Source organism: Streptomyces sp. NPDC048361 (assembly GCF_040651795.1).
Taxonomy (GTDB): Bacteria; Actinomycetota; Actinomycetes; order Streptomycetales; family Streptomycetaceae; genus Streptomyces.
The window spans coordinates 82,565-100,708 of sequence record NZ_JBEZKW010000017.1; the positions used below are offsets into that span (position 1 = coordinate 82,565).

The 18,144-nt window shown below is 71.9% G+C and carries 15 protein-coding genes and 1 pseudogene; 10 read left to right on the forward strand and 6 right to left on the reverse strand.

Features of this window, described 5'->3' with window-relative positions; all coding sequences use genetic code 11:
- Positions 1-11: 11 nt before the first annotated feature.
- On the reverse strand, positions 12-788 hold the full coding sequence (locus AB0D31_RS12785) for an alpha/beta fold hydrolase (RefSeq protein WP_362720966.1): 777 nt from the start codon (positions 786-788) through the stop codon (positions 12-14).
- Positions 789-1,312: 524 nt separating this feature from the next.
- On the opposite strand from AB0D31_RS12785, the gene AB0D31_RS12790 reads away from it, so the two are divergent.
- Entirely contained in the window at positions 1,313-2,950 is a 1,638-nt protein-coding gene (locus AB0D31_RS12790) for an ABC-F family ATP-binding cassette domain-containing protein (protein WP_362720969.1), read from the forward strand.
- 242 nt (positions 2,951-3,192) lie between these two features.
- Here AB0D31_RS12790 and AB0D31_RS12795 read toward each other — a convergent pair whose 3' ends face one another.
- Both AB0D31_RS12795 and AB0D31_RS12800 read right to left on the reverse strand, forming a co-directional pair.
- Entirely contained in the window at positions 3,193-5,676 is a 2,484-nt protein-coding gene (locus AB0D31_RS12795) for a Tex family protein (RefSeq protein ID WP_362720972.1), read from the reverse strand.
- Between the two features lie 66 nt (positions 5,677-5,742).
- Complete coding sequence (locus tag AB0D31_RS12800; RefSeq protein ID WP_362720975.1) at positions 5,743-6,606, reverse strand: hypothetical protein; 864 nt, start codon at positions 6,604-6,606, stop codon at positions 5,743-5,745.
- 154 nt (positions 6,607-6,760) lie between these two features.
- Here AB0D31_RS12800 and AB0D31_RS12805 point away from each other — a divergent pair, with 154 nt between their 5' ends.
- Positions 6,761-7,723, forward strand: coding sequence for a GlxA family transcriptional regulator (locus tag AB0D31_RS12805; protein ID WP_362720978.1), 963 nt, complete (start codon positions 6,761-6,763; stop codon positions 7,721-7,723).
- Positions 7,724-7,799: 76 nt separating this feature from the next.
- A complete protein-coding gene (locus AB0D31_RS12810; RefSeq protein WP_362720981.1) occupies positions 7,800-8,438 on the forward strand; it encodes a DJ-1/PfpI family protein in 639 nt (212 codons plus the stop codon).
- Between the two features lie 124 nt (positions 8,439-8,562).
- Here AB0D31_RS12810 and AB0D31_RS12815 read toward each other — a convergent pair.
- Positions 8,563-9,303: pseudogene (locus AB0D31_RS12815) on the reverse strand (enoyl-CoA hydratase/isomerase family protein); the annotation flags it as partial.
- A gap of 75 nt (positions 9,304-9,378) precedes the next feature.
- On the opposite strand from AB0D31_RS12815, the gene AB0D31_RS12820 reads away from it, so the two are divergent.
- Positions 9,379-10,083 (forward strand): HdeD family acid-resistance protein, encoded by a 705-nt coding sequence (locus AB0D31_RS12820; RefSeq protein WP_362720984.1) that lies wholly within the window; start codon positions 9,379-9,381, stop codon positions 10,081-10,083.
- A gap of 136 nt (positions 10,084-10,219) precedes the next feature.
- Positions 10,220-10,720 carry an ATP-binding protein gene (locus tag AB0D31_RS12825; RefSeq protein WP_362720987.1) on the forward strand — a complete coding sequence of 167 codons (501 nt, stop codon included), beginning with the start codon at positions 10,220-10,222 and terminating at the stop codon, positions 10,718-10,720.
- On the opposite strand, the gene idi is transcribed toward AB0D31_RS12825, so the two are convergent.
- Positions 10,695-11,300, reverse strand: coding sequence for an isopentenyl-diphosphate Delta-isomerase (idi, locus tag AB0D31_RS12830; RefSeq protein WP_362720990.1), 606 nt, complete (start codon positions 11,298-11,300; stop codon positions 10,695-10,697). The genes AB0D31_RS12825 and idi overlap by 26 nt on opposite strands.
- 199 nt (positions 11,301-11,499) lie before the next feature.
- Complete coding sequence (locus tag AB0D31_RS12835) at positions 11,500-12,441, reverse strand: cation diffusion facilitator family transporter (RefSeq protein WP_362720993.1); 942 nt, start codon at positions 12,439-12,441, stop codon at positions 11,500-11,502.
- A 440-nt stretch (positions 12,442-12,881) separates the two neighbouring features.
- Here AB0D31_RS12835 and AB0D31_RS12840 point away from each other — a divergent pair, with 440 nt between their 5' ends.
- From AB0D31_RS12840 to AB0D31_RS12860, 5 genes are read left to right on the forward strand one after another with little or no spacing between them, the layout of a single operon-like run.
- Positions 12,882-14,678, forward strand: coding sequence for a DUF5941 domain-containing protein (locus tag AB0D31_RS12840; RefSeq protein WP_362721102.1), 1,797 nt, complete (start codon positions 12,882-12,884; stop codon positions 14,676-14,678).
- Positions 14,675-15,412 (forward strand): phosphocholine cytidylyltransferase family protein, encoded by a 738-nt coding sequence (locus AB0D31_RS12845; protein WP_362720995.1) that lies wholly within the window; start codon positions 14,675-14,677, stop codon positions 15,410-15,412. The genes AB0D31_RS12840 and AB0D31_RS12845 overlap by 4 nt, the downstream gene beginning before the upstream one ends.
- Positions 15,400-16,461: an iron-containing alcohol dehydrogenase family protein gene (locus tag AB0D31_RS12850; protein ID WP_362720998.1), complete on the forward strand. Its 1,062-nt coding sequence runs from the start codon at positions 15,400-15,402 to the stop codon at positions 16,459-16,461. Before AB0D31_RS12845 ends, AB0D31_RS12850 begins: the two co-directional genes overlap by 13 nt.
- On the forward strand, positions 16,439-17,218 hold the full coding sequence (locus tag AB0D31_RS12855) for a CDP-alcohol phosphatidyltransferase family protein (RefSeq protein ID WP_362721001.1): 780 nt from the start codon (positions 16,439-16,441) through the stop codon (positions 17,216-17,218). The genes AB0D31_RS12850 and AB0D31_RS12855 overlap by 23 nt, the downstream gene beginning before the upstream one ends.
- A gap of 50 nt (positions 17,219-17,268) precedes the next feature.
- Positions 17,269-18,114: a glycosyltransferase gene (locus tag AB0D31_RS12860; protein ID WP_362721105.1), complete on the forward strand. Its 846-nt coding sequence runs from the start codon at positions 17,269-17,271 to the stop codon at positions 18,112-18,114.
- The last annotated feature ends 30 nt before the right edge of the window (positions 18,115-18,144 follow it).

The window sequence follows — 18,144 nt, forward strand, 5'->3', positions numbered from 1 at the left end:
TGACGGTGGTGTCAGTACGCCGGCCCACCCGGCGCCGGGGTGCGTACGTCCGACAGCGCCTCGGCGAGGGCCAGCAGCACCGGACCCGGCTCCTCACGCAAGTAGAAGTGTCCGCCTGGGAATTGACGTACCGTCAGCTCACGGCTGGTGTGACTCCGCCAGTCGTCGAGCCGCCCGTGCGTGGGGTCGGCGCGGCCCCCGAAGACGGTGAGGGGCACGGGCAGCGGGTCGGCCTCCCGCCATGTGTACGTCTCCAGGATGCGGTAGTCGTCCCGCAGCGCATCGATGACCAGCGCCCGCAGCTCCGGGCTGTCCAGGACTTCCTGCGGTATGCCGCCGTGGATCTTCGCGACGCGTTCGAGGAGGTCGTCGTCGCCGAGGCGGTGCAGCGGGTTCATCGCGCGCGGGTGACGGTGGTGCGGCGGGGGGAAGGCAGAGAGGATCAGGCGCGCGGGCAGCGGCCGGCCCGCGTCCCGCAGCGCGCGCGTGACCTCGTAGGCGACGAGGGAGCCCAGGCTGTGGCCGAAGAAGGCGTACGGCTGCGGGCTCAGGGTCACCTCGTCGACGAACGCCGCGACGAGCTCCTCCATCGACGCGTACATCGGCTGCCCGTACCGGGAGCCGCGGCCGGGCAGTTGCACGGCGTGGAACTCCGCGTTCGGCAGGTCACGGCCCCAGCGCAGGTACTCCGTGGCCGAACCGCCCGCATGCGCGAAGCAGTAGAGCTTGGGGGCGCCGGGGCGCGGCTTCCCGGCGAAGAGCCAGCTGGACGGCGCGGCAGGGTGCATGGTGCGGGAACCTCCGGGGGAGTGGGGGAGCGGGCGGGTGGGGACGGGTGGGGAGCGGGTGGAGGGGACGGCGGCCGGGGTTCGGCTCCGCGCCCGGGCGCTCGCCCGTCGGCCGGCGGCCGGCCCCCGTACCGATGAGTCTCGCATCGTGCCTCGATTCATCCGCCCCGTTCTGGCCACGGCGTCGCGTTTTCGGGGCGTCGGTGCCGGTGCCGGTGCCGAGCACGACGAGCGGCGCTGGAGCGACGAGTTCCTGCTCGACGCAGCCGGGCGGGCGGTCCGGCCCCGCGGGGAGGCGGACATCCGGGCGGCGGACATCCGGCAGGCGGGGGTGCGTGAGCGACGGTTCCGGGGTCGGCACGGGCGTGCCGGATCCGGGCGGGGTGCCGCTCGGGTTCGGGCAGGCCTGGATGCCATGGCACGCCCCGGCCAGTGGGTCCGGGCGGGGTTGCGGGCGGGCCGGGGGGTCAGGGAGTGGGCGGGGAATCGGGGTGGGTGGGGGACGGCCTAAGATCGGTCATCTCATGACTGCAACTCTCGTCGCCAAGGAACTCGCCGCCGGCCACGGCGACCGCACCCTGTTCGCCGGGCTCGACCTGGTGGTCGCCCCCGGCGACGTCATCGGCCTCGTCGGCCCCAACGGAGCGGGCAAGTCCTCGCTGCTGCGCCTGCTCGCCGGGCTCGACACCCCCGAGGAGGGCGAGCTGAGGCTCTCCCCGCCCGGCGCGAGCGTCGGCCACCTGCCGCAGGAGCCCGACCGCCGGCCCGGTGAGACGATCCGCGCCTTCCTCGCGCGGCGCACCGGCGTCGCCGCCGCCCAGGAAACGATGGACATCGCGACGCAGGCCCTGGTCGACGGGGCGCCCGGCGCCGACGACGCCTACGCCGACAGCCTGGAGCGCTGGCTCGCGCTCGGCGGCGCCGACCTGGACGAGCGGGCCGAGGAAATCGCCGCCTCGCTCGGCCTGACCACCGGCCTCGACCAGCCGATGACCGCGCTCTCCGGCGGCCAGGCCGCCCGCGCCGGCCTCGCCTCGCTGCTTCTGTCCCGCTACGACGTCTTCCTGCTCGACGAGCCGACCAACGACCTCGACCTCGACGGCCTCGAACGGCTCGAAGCGTTCGTGAAGGGGCTGCGGGCCGGCACGGTCGTCGTCAGCCACGACCGCGAGTTCCTCGCCCGCACCGTCACCAAGGTCCTCGAACTCGACCTCGCCCAGCAGCAGATCAACCTGTACGGCGGCGGTTACGAGGCCTACCTCGAGGAGCGCGCCACCGCGCGACGGCACGCGCGCGACGACTACGAGGAGTACGCCGACAAGCGCTCCGCGCTCGAAGGCCGCGCCCAGATGCAGCGCTCCTGGATGGACAAGGGCGTCAAGAACGCCCGGCGCAAGGCCACCGACAGCGACAAGCTCGGGAAGAAGTTCCGCAGCGAGTCCAGCGAGAAGCAGGCCTCCAAGGCGCGCCAGACCCAGCGCATGATCGAGCGCCTCGACGTGGTCGACGAGCCCCGCAAGGAGTGGGAGCTGCGGATGGAGATCGCCTCCGCGCCCCGCTCCGGCACGGTTGTCGCCACCCTCCGCCACGCCGAGGTACACCGCGAGGCATTCACCTTCGGGCCGGTCTCGCTCCAGATCGACTGGGCCGACCGCGTGGCCATCACCGGCGCCAACGGTTCGGGCAAGTCCACCCTGCTCGCCGCCCTCCTCGGCCGGCTGCCGCTGGACGCGGGCCATGCCACGCTCGGTTCGGGCGTCGTCGTTGGCGAGGTCGACCAGGCGCGCGGGCTCTTCCTGGGCGACGACCCACTGCTCGACGCGTTCTGCGCGGCGGTTCCCGACACGGAGCCTGCCGAAGTCCGCACCCTGCTCGCCAAGTTCGGCCTCAAGGCGCACCATGTGCTGCGCCCGGCCGGATCGCTCTCACCGGGTGAACGCACCCGTGCGGCGCTCGCCCTGCTTCAGGGCCGGGGCGTCAACCTCCTCGTCCTCGACGAGCCGACCAACCATCTGGACCTCCCTGCCATCGAGCAGCTGGAGTCGGCGCTCGACTTGTACACCGGCACGCTGCTCCTGGTCACGCATGACCGCAGGATGCTGGATGCCGTTGCCACGACGCGCCGCCTGGAGGTTGCGGCCGGGAGGGTGACCGAGCTCTGACCTGCGTGGCTGGTCGCGCGGTTCCTCGCGCCCCCAAAAACCTCTTCGGCTGCGGGCCGGCGGTGGTTGCTCGCGCGGTTCCTCGCGCCCTTGAGGGCCGCCCGGCCCGCGGTGGTGCCGGGGCGGAGGCCCACCGTGGTGCCAGGCGGAGACTCGGGGTGGCTGCGCGGGGGGCCATGGTGGCTTGGCGCCAGGGCGTCCGGCCCTCGCTTCCCGGCCCCTCGCGGCCGCCCCCTGCTGGCTCAGCGGCCGCCGCGCCCCTTTGGGTCTACCAGGCCCGCCTTGCGCAGGGCGTCCGCCATCGCGCTGTTGGACGGAGCAGGCGCCGAGCCGCGGCCCTGGCCGCCGCCGCCCTGACGGTTGCCGCCGCGTGCCTCGCCGCCGCCACCCCGGCGCTGCTGGTTCTGGCCCGTCTGACCCTGACCCTGACCCTGACCCTGCCCCTGTCGCTGCCGCGGCGGCCGGCCGCCCTGGCTCTGGCCTCCCTGACCCCCGCCGCCGCGCTCACCGCGCTCACCGCGATCCCGCTGGGGCGCGCCGCCCGGCGCCGACGCGTCGTCGTCGAGCCGCAGGGTCAGTGAGATCCGCTTGCGCGGTACATCGACGTCGAGGACCTTCACCTTGACGATGTCGCCCGGCTTCACCACGTCGCGCGGGTCCTTCACGAACGTCCTCGACAGGGCCGAGACATGGGCGAGCCCGTCCTGGTGCACACCGATGTCGATGAACGCGCCGAACGCCGCCACATTGGTCACCACCCCTTCGAGCACCATCCCGGGCTCCAGGTCGCCGATCTTCTCGACGCCCTCCTTGAAGGTGGCCGTCTTGAACGCCGGACGCGGGTCGCGGCCCGGCTTCTCCAGCTCGCGCAGGATGTCGGTGACGGTGGGCAGACCGAAGGTGTCGTCCACGAAGTCGTCCGGCCGCAGCGAGCGCAGCACCCCGGTGTTGCCGACGAGCGCGGCGACCTCGGTGCCCGCGGTCTTCACCATCCGCCGCACCACCGGATACGCCTCGGGGTGCACGCTGGAGGCGTCCAGCGGGTCCTCGCCGCCGCGGATCCGCAGAAAGCCCGCACACTGCTCGTACGCCTTCGGGCCGAGCCGCGCCACGTCTTTCAGCGCCCGCCGTGAGCGGAACGGGCCGTTGTCGTCGCGGTGCGCCACGATGTTCTCGGCGAGCGTCGAGCCGATGCCGGACACGCGCGAAAGCAGCGGCGCCGACGCGGTGTTGACGTCGACGCCCACGCCGTTCACACAGTCCTCGACCACCGCGTCGAGCGAACGAGACAGTTTCACCTCGGACAGGTCGTGCTGGTACTGGCCGACCCCGATGGACTTCGGGTCGATCTTCACCAGTTCGGCGAGCGGGTCCTGGAGGCGCCGGGCGATGGAGACCGCGCCGCGCAGCGACACGTCCATGTCGGGGAACTCCTGCGAGGCGAAGGCCGAGGCCGAGTACACCGAAGCGCCGGCCTCCGACACCATCACCTTGGCGAGGTTCAACTCCGGGTGTTTGGCGATGAGTTCACCGGCGAGCTTGTCCGTCTCGCGGGAGGCGGTGCCGTTGCCGATGGCGATCAGCTCGACGGTGTGCTCCTTGCAGAGCGCGGCCAGCTTCGCCAGTGCCTGGTCCCACTTGTTCGCCGGCACATGGGGATGGATCACGTCGGTGGCCACGGCCTTGCCGGTCGCGTCAACGACCGCGACCTTCACGCCCGTACGGAATCCGGGGTCGAGGCCGAGCGTGGCGCGGGTGCCGGCCGGGGCCGCGAGCAGCAGGTCGCGCAGGTTGGAGGCGAAGACGCGCACCGCCTCGTCCTCGGCGGCCGTACGCAGGCGCAGCCGCAGGTCGATGCCGAGGTGTACCAGAATCCGGGTGCGCCAGGCCCAACGCACCGTATCGGCAAGCCACCTGTCGCCGGGCCGGCCGCGGTCGGCGACACCGAAGCGGCGCGCCACCATGTTCTCGTACGTCGACGGGCCGGGCTCGGCCGACGGTTCCTCGGGCTCCAGGACGAGGTCGAGCACGTCCTCCTTCTCGCCGCGCAGCATCGCGAGGACCCGGTGCGAGGGGAGCGCGGTGAACGGCTCGGTGAAGTCGAAGTAGTCGGCGAACTTGGCGCCCGCCTCCTCCTTGCCGTCGCGCACCTTCGCCGCGAGGCGGCCCTTGGTCCACATCCGCTCGCGCAGCTCACCGATCAGGTCGGCGTCCTCGGAGAACCGCTCGGCGAGGATGGCGCGGGCGCCCTCCAGGGCGGCGGCCGCATCGGCGACACCCTTGTCGCTGTCCACGAACGCGGCGGCCGCCACGAGCGGGTCCACCGACGGGTCGCCGAGCAGGCCCTCGGCAAGCGGTTCGAGGCCTGCCTCCCGCGCGATCTGCGCTTTGGTGCGCCGCTTGGGCTTGAAGGGCAGGTAGATGTCCTCCAGGCGGGCCTTGGTGTCGGCGCCCCGGATCTGCGCTTCGAGGGCGTCGGTGAGCTTGCCCTGCTCGCGTACCGACTCAAGGACCGCGGCGCGGCGGTCCTCCAGCTCCCGCAGGTAGCGCAGCCGCTCTTCGAGGGTGCGCAGCTGGGCGTCGTCCAGCATCTCGGTCGCTTCCTTGCGGTAGCGAGCGATGAACGGGACGGTGGACCCGCCGTCGAGCAGCTCGACGGCGGCCTTCACCTGCCGCTCCCGTACGCCGAGTTCCCCGGCGATCCTGCCTTCGATGGACGTCGTCACGTTGCCGTACCGCCTTCTCGCTGAGCCTGAGGCGCCATTGTGGCAGGCGGCGACGGCAATCGGCGATCAGCCCTTGCCGACGAGGTCGGCCGGGAAGCCGCCTGCCAGGGCCGCTGTCACCAGGAACCCCTTGGCGAGTTCGGTGAGCCGCGCCACGTCCTGCTCGCCGAGGAGTTCGTAGGGGGCGAGGTCGAGGCGGTCGGTGCGGTCTTCGAGGTCGGCGCGGAGCGCCACCCCGGCCTCGGTCAACTCGCCCCCGGCGTCGAGCAGTCCGCGCTCACGCAGCCGCGCGGCGGCCGCGTCCCAGTCCGACTCCTGCCAGCCGCGGGTCGCGAGCACCCAGCGCGGCACCATGCCCTTGCCGGTCGCGGTGTGGCTGACCAGCGCCTCCAGCGGGTCCAGTCCGAGTTCGAGCAGCGCGGTGAGGTGGCCGTCGCCCCGGTGCTCGCGCAGCAGGGTCGCCGCGTGCCAGTAGGCGAGGTGCGGCTGGTCCGGTACGGGCAGGTCGGCGTGGGCCGCGTACAGGGGGCGGGCGTGGCGGGTGCAGCCCTCGGCGGCGCGCAGGGCGAGCCGCGCCGCCTCGGCCATCTCATCGGAGCCGCAGGCTTCCTCGCCGAGCAGCCGGCGCAGCGTGCTGTCGACGGCCCGCAGCCGGGCGGCGAGGACGGCATCGGGGGAGGCGGTGCGCCACACCGCGGGCACGTGCCGGGCGATGAGGTCGTAGTTGAAGTTGTAGAAGGTCGCGGCCACGACGCCCGGCCCCACCGCTCCCATCGCGGCCGACCGCCCGGCGAAGTAGGCGGCGCTGCGGTCCTCGATGCCGAGCCCGGCGAGCTCCTTGGTGAGGTCCGGCGAGAAGTAGATCGTGGAGTGCAGCGAGTTGACGGGGCTGTGACAGCGGCGTGCGGCGCGGGCCGGGAGAGAGCTCATGACCAGCACGTTACCGACTGGTCGGTACGCCGTGAAGGGGTGGGGCGCTCTCACGGCACAGGTCGTGCCCGGCCTCGTACCCTCCTCCACGATGGCAGGAAAGGTGGGTTGCTTGTCATTGCGGCCATGGCCGCCGAGCCGAAGGATGGGGAGCATGACGCAGCGCTCCGTCCTGGTCGTCCTCTTCGACGCCGTCCAGAGTCTCGATGTGACCGGACCCGCAGAGGTGTTCGCCACGGCCGGCCGCGTTCTGGGCGACCCCGGCGCCTATCGGACGCGCTTCGCCTCGCTCGACGGGGGGCCCGTCGCCTCGCACAGCGGCCTGCGTCTGCTGGCCGACTGCGCCCTCGCGGACGCCGGAGCCGCGGATGTGCTGCTCGTCCCGGGCGGCGACGGCGCGCACCGCCCCGCGCCCGGCCTCGTCGCCTGGCTGCGGACCAACGGGCCCGGCGCCGAACGCCTGGTCTCGGTGTGCTCCGGCTCGCTGCTCCTCGCCGAGGCGGGACTGCTCGACGGGCACCGGGCCACCACGCACTGGGCGTCCTGCGCCGACATGGCGCGCCGCTATCCCGCGGTACGCGTCGAGGCCGACCCGATCTTCGTACGGGACGGCCGCATCGCCACCTCGGCCGGCGTCACCGCCGGGATCGACCTCGCCCTCGCCCTGGTGGAGGAGGACCACGGGAGGGACACCGCCCTGGCCGTCGCCCGCATCCTCGTGGTGTTCCTGCGCAGGCCGGGCAACCAGGCCCAGTTCAGCGCGCAGCTCGCCGCGCAGACCGCACGGCGGGAGCCGCTGCGTGAACTCCAGCAGTGGATCACCGAGCACCCGGGCGACGACCTGTGCGTGGAGACCCTCGCGCGGCGCGCCAGACTCTCGCCGCGCCACTTCGCCCGCGCCTTCCATGCCGAGACCGGCACGACCCCCGGCCGCTACGTCGAGCGGGTCCGCCTCGAACACGCCCGGCGCCTCCTGGAGGAGACCCCCGACGGGGTGCGGGAGATCTCCCGCGCGGCGGGCTACGGCACGCCCGAGGCGATGCGACGCGCCTTCGTCAAAACGCTGGGCACCGCCCCGGCCGAGTACCGCCGCCGCTTCCGGCCCGCGTCCGTCTAGCTTCCGTGCCTCCGCCGAGGTCTCGTCCCGTGTCCGTCCAGCTCGTCTCGACCGACCTCCCGATGAAGGACAGCCCATGCTGATCGCCGTCGTCCTCTACCCCGGGTTCACCGCGCTCGACGCGGTGGGCCCCTACGAGACCCTCAGTCGGCTCCCCGGTGCGGAGACGGTGTTCATCGCGGAACAGGCCGGCCCGGTCCGCAACGACAACGGCAGCCTGACCCTCGTTGCCGAGAAGGCGTTCTCCGAGGTGCTGCGGCCCGACATCGTGGTGGTGCCCGGCGCCCCGCCCGCGGCCGTCGAGCCGCATCTGCACGGCGGGCCGCTCCTGGAGTGGCTGCGGGCTGCCGACGTCGCCTCCACCTGGACCACCTCGGTGTGCACCGGCTCGCTGCTGCTCGGTGCGGCCGGGCTCCTGAAGGGGCGCAGGGCGACCTCACACTGGCTCGCTCTCGACCAGCTCGCCGCGTTCGGGGTGAGCACGACGGGGGAGCGGGTCGTCGTCGACCGCAAGTACGTCACCGCTGCCGGTGTCTCCTCCGGCATCGACATGGGGCTCACCCTGCTGGGGGCGATCGCGGGGGACCGGTACGCGCAGGCCGTACAGCTCCTCATCGAGTACGACCCGCAGCCGCCCTACGACGCGGGCTCGCCCCACAAGGCGCCCGCCGATCTGGTGGAGCAGTTCAGGTCGAACGGCTTTCCCCGGGACTGAGGGGCTCCCTGGGACGGAGAGGCTCCTCGGGACTGAGGGCCTCCCCGGGACGGAGGGGCTCCTCGGGGCTGAAGGCCTCTCCGGGACGGAGCGGCTCTCCGGGGCCGAGTGGCCCTCCGGGTTCGAGTGGCCAGGTGAACCGCGGGGGCCGGCGCTCCAAGAACGCGGCGATGCCCTCCGCGGTGTCGCCGCTGCCGCGCTCCTGCTCCGCCCAGTACGCCTCGCGTTCGTCCCGGCCGTCCGTGAACTCCTTCGCCGCCGCCTGGGTGAGCTGCGAGCGTGACACCAGGACGCGGGTGAACTCGGCCACCCGCTCGGCGAGTTGACCCTCGGGCAGCACCTCGTCCACGAGCCCGGTGCGCAGCGCCCGCCCGCTGTCGATCAACTCCCCTGAGAACAGCAGGTACTTCGCGGTCGCGGGCCCCACCAGTGCGGCGAGGCGCCGGGTCGAGGACGCCGGGTAGACGATGCCGAGCTTGGCGGGTGTCACGCCGAAGAGCGCGCCCTGACGCGCGAAGCGCAGATCGCAGGCGGCCGCCAACTGGCTGCCGCCGCCCACACAGTGCCCGCGTACCACGGCCAGCGTCGGCCGGGGGAAGGCCGCCAGTGCCTCCTCGGCCCGCACCGCGAGCGCCCTCGGGTCCTCGCCCGGCTCACGCAGCGAGGAGATGTCCGCCCCGGCGCAGAACGTGTCGCCCGCTCCGGTCAGCACCAGCGCCCGTACGCCCGGATCGGCCGCCAGATCGTCGAGCAGGGGCGGCAGCGCACGCCACATGGCGGAGGTCATCGCGTTGCGCTTGGCGGGGTTGTCGATGACGACGGTGGCGACGCCCTCGCTCACGCTCTGCTGTAGCTGCGGCTGCATGCGCCGGATGCTATCCGGGCACCCGCTACCTATGATCGCAAGGGGGGTCGCACGCGATTCGCTGAGGAGACGCTGATGGCCAAACCCACGCGGAACGTCGAAGGCGAAGGCGGCAGGCCCGACGCCGGGCGCGAAGGCAGACGACTGAGCCGCAGCTTCGGTCTGCTCGCGCTGCTCGGTGCCATCCTGGTCGTGGCCGGCATCGTGGGCCTCGGCTACACCGAGTTCGCGACGCTCACCACGATGCTGCTTTTCGGCTGGCTGCTGCTCATCGGCGGTGTCGTCGGCCTCGCCCACGCGATCCAGTCGCGCGGCTCGAACTTCTTCTGGCTCGCCGTCGTGGTCGCCGCACTGAACCTCGCCGCGGGCGTCGTCATCATCCGCCGCCCCGAGGGCAGCGCAGAGGCGCTCACCATGTTCGCGGCGCTGCTCTTCCTGACCGGCGGGGTCTTCCGGCTGGCCGGCAGCGTGGTGGTGCGCGGGCCGCAGTTCGGCTGGACGCTGGTGCAGGGCGCGTTCGGGGTGCTCCTGGGCATCCTGGTGCTGGTGAGCTGGCCGAGCAACAGCCGGTACGTCATCGGCTGTTTCTTCTCGCTGGCTCTTCTCTTCGACGGCCTGGGCCTGATCGCCATCGGAGTCGGCGGACGCAGAATCGTCACTCTTGTGAGCGACGCGGTGACATCGCCCGAGGCCGCGAAGAGCACACCGCCGATGGCTCCGACACCCCCGCAAGCCATGGCAAAGCCGTCAGAAGGGGATCAGAACCAGCCGCCGAGGTGACTTTCTCTCTCATCGCTCATCAAAAAGCGTCGATAGATGCTGACTTCTGTTCAGTGGGCCGGCCCGGACCAGCGCACTCCCGACACTCGTGAGAAGTGGGGTGTGCCGTCGAGCCGCAAAAGGTGGGTGCCAGAACATGGAGATCCGCGGGAGCCTCCCGCCCGAACCCGCCGCCCCGGCCCGGCAGCAGTCGTACGAAGGCGTATGGCGGTTCACCGCCCCCGCCGTCGACGTCTCCGTGCCGCAGGCCCGGCACGCGGTGCGCGACCTGCTGCGCCGCCAGGGCGTGCCGGCCCACGACGACCTCGTACAGGGGCTGCTGCTCATCGTCTCGGAGCTGGTCACCAACGCGGTCAGACACGCGGCGCTGCTCTCGCCCGAGGTCGCCGTCGAGGTGGCCATCGGGGCGGAATGGATCCGGGTGTCCGTCGAGGACAACCACCCCTACCGGCCCAAGGCCCTGGAGGCGGACTACGCCCAGACCGGCGGCCGGGGGCTGCTCCTGGTCCGTGAGATCACCGAGGAGGCCGGCGGGGTGTGCGACGTCGAGCAGACCGCGAGCGGCGGAAAGATCGTGTGGGCCGCACTCCCGCTGGCCCCTCTGCCGGGCATCACCAGCCCGCGTCGGGCCCCGTGAGCTCCTTCACGGCGGGCCGCGCCGCGTCGAGCACCGTCATGAACCACGCCGAGAACGGGGCGATGGCGTGCCGCTCGGCGAGCTCCTCCGGCGTCACGAACGCGGTCTCGCCGATCTCCTCGGGGTCCGGCCGCAGGGGTGACTGCGCAAGCCCCACGAACAGGTGGTTGTACTCCTGCTCCACCAGACCCGACTCCGGATCCGGGTGGTTGTAGCGCACCGTGCCCGCCTCGGCGAGCAGCGTCGGCGAGATGCCCAGCTCCTCGTAGGTGCGCCGGGCGGCCGCCGCGAACGGGGACTCGCCGGGGTAGGGGTGGCCGCAGCAGGTGTTGGACCAGACGCCGGGGGAGTGGTACTTGCCGAGGGCCCGGCGCTGGATCAGGAGCCGGCCCGCCGGGTCGAAGAGGAAAACGGAAAACGCCCGGTGCAGCTGACCGGGCGCCTGGTGGGCGGAGAGCTTCTCCGCGGTTCCGATGGTGTTGCCGCTCTCGTCGACGAGTTCGAGCATGATCTCCGGTGCGGCGGCGCCCGTGGTCCCGTTCGACGAGTTGTTCGCCGTGGTGGCTGGTGTGCTCGGCATAACCATCCTTCGCTTCGGTCCTCGGCTGCCCAGTCTGCCGTACAAAAGCGGTGTGTCCGCCATTGACCGGCATCCGCATGTCATGCCCCACGCGGTGCCGCCGGAACCGCCCCGAATCGGTGACAGCACCGCTCCCGTGACAGCACCGCTCCCGTGACAGCACCGCTCAGTGCCGGCACCGCTCCAGTGACAGCATTGCTCAGTGGCAGAGCCGGGCCTCGTGCTCGGCGTGGCCACTGGGCTCCAGCTGGAACGTGCAGTGCTCGACGTCGAAGTGATCGCCCAGGCATCCCTGCAGCTCGTGCAGGAGCTTCTCGTGCCCCACCGAGTCGAGCATCTCCTGGCTGACCACCACGTGCGCCGAGAGCACCGGCATCCCGGACGTGATCGTCCAGGCGTGCAGATCGTGTACGTCCTCGACGCCCGGCAGCTCCACGATGTGCGAGCGGACCTCGGCCATGTCGACCCCCTTGGGAGCCGATTCGAGCAGGACGTTGAGGGTCTCGCGCAGCAGTTTGACGGTCCTGGGCACGATCATCACGCCGATCACCAGGGATGCGATCGGGTCGGCCGCCTGCCAGCCGGTGGTCATGATGACCAGACCGGCCACCACGACGGCCCCCGAGCCGAGGGCGTCGGAGAGCACTTCGAGGAAGGCGCCGCGCACGTTCAGGCTCTCCTGCTGCCCCTTCATCAGAAGACAGAGCGATACGGAGTTGGCGACCAGGCCGATCAGGCCGAAGACGACGGCGGTGCCCCCCGCGGTGCCGGCCGGTTCGAGGAAGCGGGCGACCGCCTCGAACAGGATGTAGCCGCCCACCCCGAGCAGCAGCATGCAGTTGACGAGCGCGGCGAGGATCTCCGCACGGGCGAACCCGAAGGTGCGGTTGCCGGCGGCGGGGCGGTTGGCGAAGTGGATGGCGAGCAGCGCCATCGCGAGCCCCAGGCCGTCCGTCGCCATGTGCGCCGCGTCCGCGACGAGCGCGAGGGAGTCCGCGAGGAGACCACCGACGACCTCCACAACCATCACGGTCAGTGTGATGCCGAGCGCGATCCGCAGTCGTCCCCGGTAGGCGGCGGCCGCGGTGCCCGTCGGCGGCGGCCCGCCGTGTGTGTGTCCGTGGTCGTGCCCAGCCCCCATGAAAGGCCCTCCCGGATCCGTTCCCGATCGACAACGACGTCTCTACGCGTCTTTACGAGTCTCCACGCGTCTCTTCAAGGGGGCCAGTGAACTACGGGTAGGGGGTATCTGCAACACGGCAGTGAACACCGTTGTCATCTGCTCTGACCTGCGGAAATGCTCGCAGGTCAGAGCGTCGCACCGATCGCGGGCCGCTCGCCGTGGCCCGGCCGCGCCGCGCGGCGGACGAGCACCTCGCCCCCTTGGTTTGTGGGGCGCGCCCTTGATCCACCATGATGATCGCGGCGCCCCGCACCGGGAGCCCCCGGGCTCCATCGGGCGTGAACGGCCAGTGAATTTCCGCTTCCGTGCATCCGATAGCCTCTGCCGACGTGCCGCCCGCCCCCTGCCGGGCCGGGCCGTCGGACTTCAGCCATGTCAGTCGCAAGGAGTGGATTCGTCTGTCGACCGCCATCCTTACCGGTCCGCCGGTACCCGGATCGCAGCTCGGACCCGATCTGCGCGCACTGGGATTCGACGTACGAGAAGTCCTGCTCCCCGACGAGCTGCCCCGCCTGGTCGGCCAGGTGCCGGCCGGTGAGCGCGTCGCCCTGGTGGACCCGCGGTTCGTCGGGCACCTCCACGCGCTGCGGCTCGCGCTGACCGACCCGCGCTTCCCCGCGGCCTGTGTCCCGGGCGCGCTCGCCGTGCAGGCCGAGGCCCGGCCGGCGCTCGCCCGCGCCGTGGCCGACGCCGCCGCGGTCCCCACGACTCCGGTCCGCATCGCCTCCGTCCTCACCGACGACGTGGCCGCGGCCATCGAGACGGACGGCGTCGCGGTGCACCGCCCCGAGCTCGGCTCGCTCGTCGCGACCGTCCCGGCCGACGACGAAGGGGCGGCCGACGCGGCCCGCGCTGTCGCCGCCGTCGACGACGAGGCCGTACGCCTTCGCAACGCGGTCAAGTCCCGCGACGGCTTCTTCACCACCCACTTCATCAGCCCCTACTCCCGTTACGTCGCCCGCTGGTGCGCCCGCCGGGGGCTCACCCCCAACCAGGTCACCACGGCCTCGCTGATCACCGCCCTGATCGCGGCCGGCTGCGCGGCGACCGGGACGCGCGGCGGCTATGTCGCGGCCGGCGTCCTGCTGATCCTCTCCTTCGTCCTGGACTGCACCGACGGGCAGCTCGCCCGCTACTCGCTCCAGTACTCGACGATGGGCGCCTGGCTCGACGCGACGTTCGACCGCGCCAAGGAGTACGCGTACTACGCCGGCCTCGCCCTCGGCGCCGCCCGGGGTGGTGACGACGTGTGGGCGCTCGCGCTCGGCGCGATGGTCCTCCAGACCTGCCGGCACGTCGTGGACTTCTCCTTCAACGAGGCCAATCACGACGCGTCCGCCAACACCAGCCCCACCGCGGCCCTCTCCGACAAGCTCGACTCGGTCGGCTGGACGGTGTGGGTGCGGCGCATGATCGTGCTGCCCATCGGTGAGCGCTGGGCCATGATCGCGATCCTGACCGCGGCCACCACGCCCCGGATCGTCTTCTACGCGCTGCTCATCGGCTGTGCCTTCGCCGCCTGCTACACGACCGCGGGCCGCGTCCTGCGCTCCCTGACCCGCCGCGCCACCCGCACCGACCGCGCCGCCCGGGCCCTTGCCGAGCTCGCCGACAGCGGGCCGCTCGCGCAGCTCGTCGCGGCGAAGGCGCCCCGGATCCCGGCCGCCCCCGTCGTCGCAGGCCTCGGCGCCGCCGTACTGATCGCCGCCGCTCTGACGCTGCCCGTCGGCAGCGGCCTGGTGATCGGCGCCGCCGTGCTCTACGCGGTCCTGTCCGGGCTCGCCGTCTCCGGCCCCCTCAAGGGCGCCCTCGACTGGCTCGTACCGCCACTCTTCCGGGTGGCCGAATACTGCACGGTCCTGATCCTGGCGGCCCGCTCGGACGTGAACGGGGCCCTTCCCGCGGCTTTCGGACTCGTATCAGCGGTCGCCTACCATCACTACGACACGGTCTACCGCATCAAGGGCGGCTCCGGCGCGCCGCCGCAGTGGCTGGTGCGGGTGATCGGCGGCCAGGAAGGCCGCACGCTCGTGGTGACCGTGCTCGCCGCCGTCCTCGCCACGCGAGACACAGACTTCACCCTGGCGCTCACCGCCCTTGCGGCGGTCATCGCGCTCGTGGTGCTCGTGGAGTCCATCCGCTTCTGGGTGTCCTCCGGAGCACCTGCCGTACATGACGAAGGAGAAACAGCATGATTGGCCTCGTACTGGCAGCCGGTGCCGGACGCCGTCTGCGCCCCTACACCGACACGCTCCCGAAGGCCCTCGTGCCTGTCGACGGTGACACCACCGTCCTGGACATCGCGCTGAAGAACTTCGCCGAGGTCGGCCTCACCGAAGTCGCCATCGTGGTCGGCTACCGCAAGGAGGCCGTGTACGCGCGCAAGGAGGCCCTGGAGGCCACGTACGGCGTCACGATCACGCTGATCGACAACGACAAGGCCGAGGAGTGGAACAACGCCTACTCCCTGTGGTGCGCGCGTGAGGTCCTCAAGCGCGGTGTGATCCTCGCCAACGGCGACACGGTCCACCCCGTCTCCGTCGAGAAGACCCTGCTGGCCGCCCGCGGCCAGGGCCAGAAGATCATCCTCGCGCTCGACACGGTGAAGTCCCTCGCCGACGAGGAGATGAAGGTCATCACCGCCGAGGGCAAGGGCGTTCAGCGCATCACCAAGCTGATGGACCCGGCGACCGCCACCGGCGAGTACATCGGTGTCACGCTCATCGAGGCCGAGGCCGCCGAAGAGCTCGCCGACGCCCTGAAGACCACCTTCGAGCGCGACCCCGACCTCTACTACGAGGACGGCTACCAGGAGCTCGTCAACCGCGGCTTCACCGTCGACGTGGCCCCCATCGGCGAGGTGTCGTGGGTCGAGATCGACAACCACGACGACCTGGCGAAGGGCCGTGAGATCGCGTGCCAGTACTGACGCGACTGATTCCGTCGCCGGTCGTCGTCGACATCCGGGCCGGGGCGCTGGACGATCTGGCGTGCGTCCTCGCCGATCAGCGCATCTCGGCGTCGGGCAAGCTCGCGGTGGCCATCAGCGGCGGCTCCGGGGCGGTGCTGCGCGAGCGGATCGCTCCGGCACTGCCCGGCGCCGACTGGTACGAAGTCGGCGGCGGCACGCTCGATGACGCCATCAAGCTCGCCGACGCGATGAAGTCGGGGCACTACGACGCCGTCGTCGGACTCGGCGGCGGCAAGATCATCGACTGCGCCAAGTACGCCGCGGCGCGCATCGGTCTCCCCCTGGTCGCCGTCCCGACCAACCTGGCGCACGACGGCCTCTGCTCGCCGGTCGCCACGCTCGACAACGACGCGGGCCGCGGCTCCTACGGGGTGCCCACGCCGATCGCCGTCGTCATCGACCTGGACGTCATCCGCGAGGCTCCCGCCCGCTTCGTGCGGTCGGGCATCGGCGACGCCATCTCGAACATCTCCTGCATCGCGGACTGGGAGCTGTCGAACCGGGAGACCGGCGAGTCCATCGACGGTCTCGCCGCGGCCATGGCCCGCCAGGCCGGCGAGGCGGTGCTGCGCCATCCCGGCGGCGTCGGTGACGACGGCTTTCTCCAAGTGCTCGCCGAGGGCCTGGTCCTCACGGGCATCTCCATGTCGATCTCCGGTGACTCGCGCCCCGCGTCGGGCGCCTGCCACGAGATCAACCACGCCTTCGACCTCCTCTTCCCCAAGCGGGCCGCGAGCCACGGCGAACAAGTGGGCCTCGGCGCCGCCTTCGCCATGCACCTGCGCGGCGCGGTGGAGGAGTCCGCGCTGATGGCGAGCGTGCTCCAGCGGCACCGGCTGCCGGTCACCCCGGAGGGAATCGGCTTCAGCGTGGACGAGTTCGTCCAGGCCGTCGAGTTCGCCCCGCAGACCCGCCCCGGCCGCTACACCATCCTCGAACACCTCGACCTGTCCACCGACCAGATCAGGGACGCGTACGCCGACTATGCCAAGACCATCCGTAGCTGAGCTCCGTCCGGTCGTGCACCCGGCGGGTGTGAAGGACCGGGTCAGCGGCGAGCACTGGGGCGGCCGCCTCTACATGCGCGAGATCTCGCTGCGCATCACCCGCGTCCTGGTCACCACCAAGGTCACGCCGAACCAGCTGACCTATCTGATGACCCTCAGCGGTGTCCTCGCCGCTCCGGCCCTGCTCGTGCCGGGGGTGTGGGGCGCCGTCCTCGGCGTCATCGCCGTCCAGGGCTATCTGCTGCTCGACTGTGTCGACGGCGAAGTGGCCCGCTGGAAGAAGCAGTTCTCGCTCTCCGGCGTCTACCTCGACCGGGTCGGCGCCTACCTGTGCGACGCCGCGGTCCTGGTCGGCTTCGGCCTGCGCGCCGCCGATCTGTGGGGCCACGGCCGCATCGACTGGCTGTGGGCCTTCCTCGGCACGCTCGCCGCGCTCGGCGCGATCCTGATCAAGGCCGAGACGGACCTGGTCGGCGTCGCCCGCCACCAGGCCGGGCTCCCGCAGGTCAAGGACGCGGCCGCCACCCCGCGCTCGTCCGGCATGGCGCTCGCCCGCAGGGCCGCCGCCGCGCTCAAGTTCCACCGGCTCGTCCTCGGCATCGAGGCGTCCCTGCTGATTCTGGTCCTCGCCGTCCTGGACCAGATCCGCGGCGACCTGTACTTCTCGCGTCTGGGCGTCGCGGTGCTCGCGGGCATCGCGCTCCTTCAGACGCTGCTGCACCTGGTGTCCGTCCTCGCCTCCAGCAGGCTGAAGTGAGCGCCCCGGTGCAGGGCGGCCCCCTGAAGGTCGGCGCGGTGATCATCACCATGGGCAACCGCCCCGCAGAACTGCGCGCCCTGCTCGACTCGGTGGCCAAGCAGGACGGCGACCGGGTCGAGGTCGCCGTGGTCGGCAACGGCGCCCCCGTGCCGGACGTCCCCGAGGGCGTACGCACCGTAGAACTGCCGGAGAACCTGGGCATCCCGGGCGGCCGCAACGTCGGCATCGAGGCCTTCGGCCCCTCGGGCGCCGAGATGGACATCCTGCTCTTCCTCGACGACGACGGCCTCCTCGCCCATCAGGACACCGCCGAACTGTGCCGCCAGGCCTTCGCGGCCGACCCGGAGCTCGGCATCATCAGCTTCCGCATCGCCGACCCGGAGACCGGTGCCACCCAGCGCCGCCACGTCCCGAGGCTGCGCGCCGCCGACCCGATGCGCTCCTCGCGCGTGACGACCTTCCTCGGCGGCGCCAACGCCGTGCGGACCCGGGTCTTCGCCGAGGTCGGCGGTCTGCCCGACGAGTTCTTCTACGCGCACGAGGAGACCGACCTCGCCTGGCGGGCCCTGGACGCCGGCTGGATGATCGACTACCGCGCGGACATGGTCCTCAACCACCCGACGACCGCCCCGTCCCGGCACGCGGTCTACCACCGGATGGTGGCCCGCAACCGGGTCTGGCTCGCCCGGCGCAACCTGCCGGCGCTCCTGGTCCCGGTCTACCTCGGGGTCTGGCTGCTCCTCACCCTGGCGCGCAAGCCCTCGGGCCCGGCCCTGAAGGCCTGGTTCGGCGGGTTCAAGGAGGGCTGGACGACGCCGTGCGGACCGCGCCGTCCCATGAAGTGGCGTACGGTCGTGAAGCTCACCCGGCTGGGCCGTCCCCCCGTCATCTGAGAGCCTCGGCTCTGAGACCATCGGGCGTAC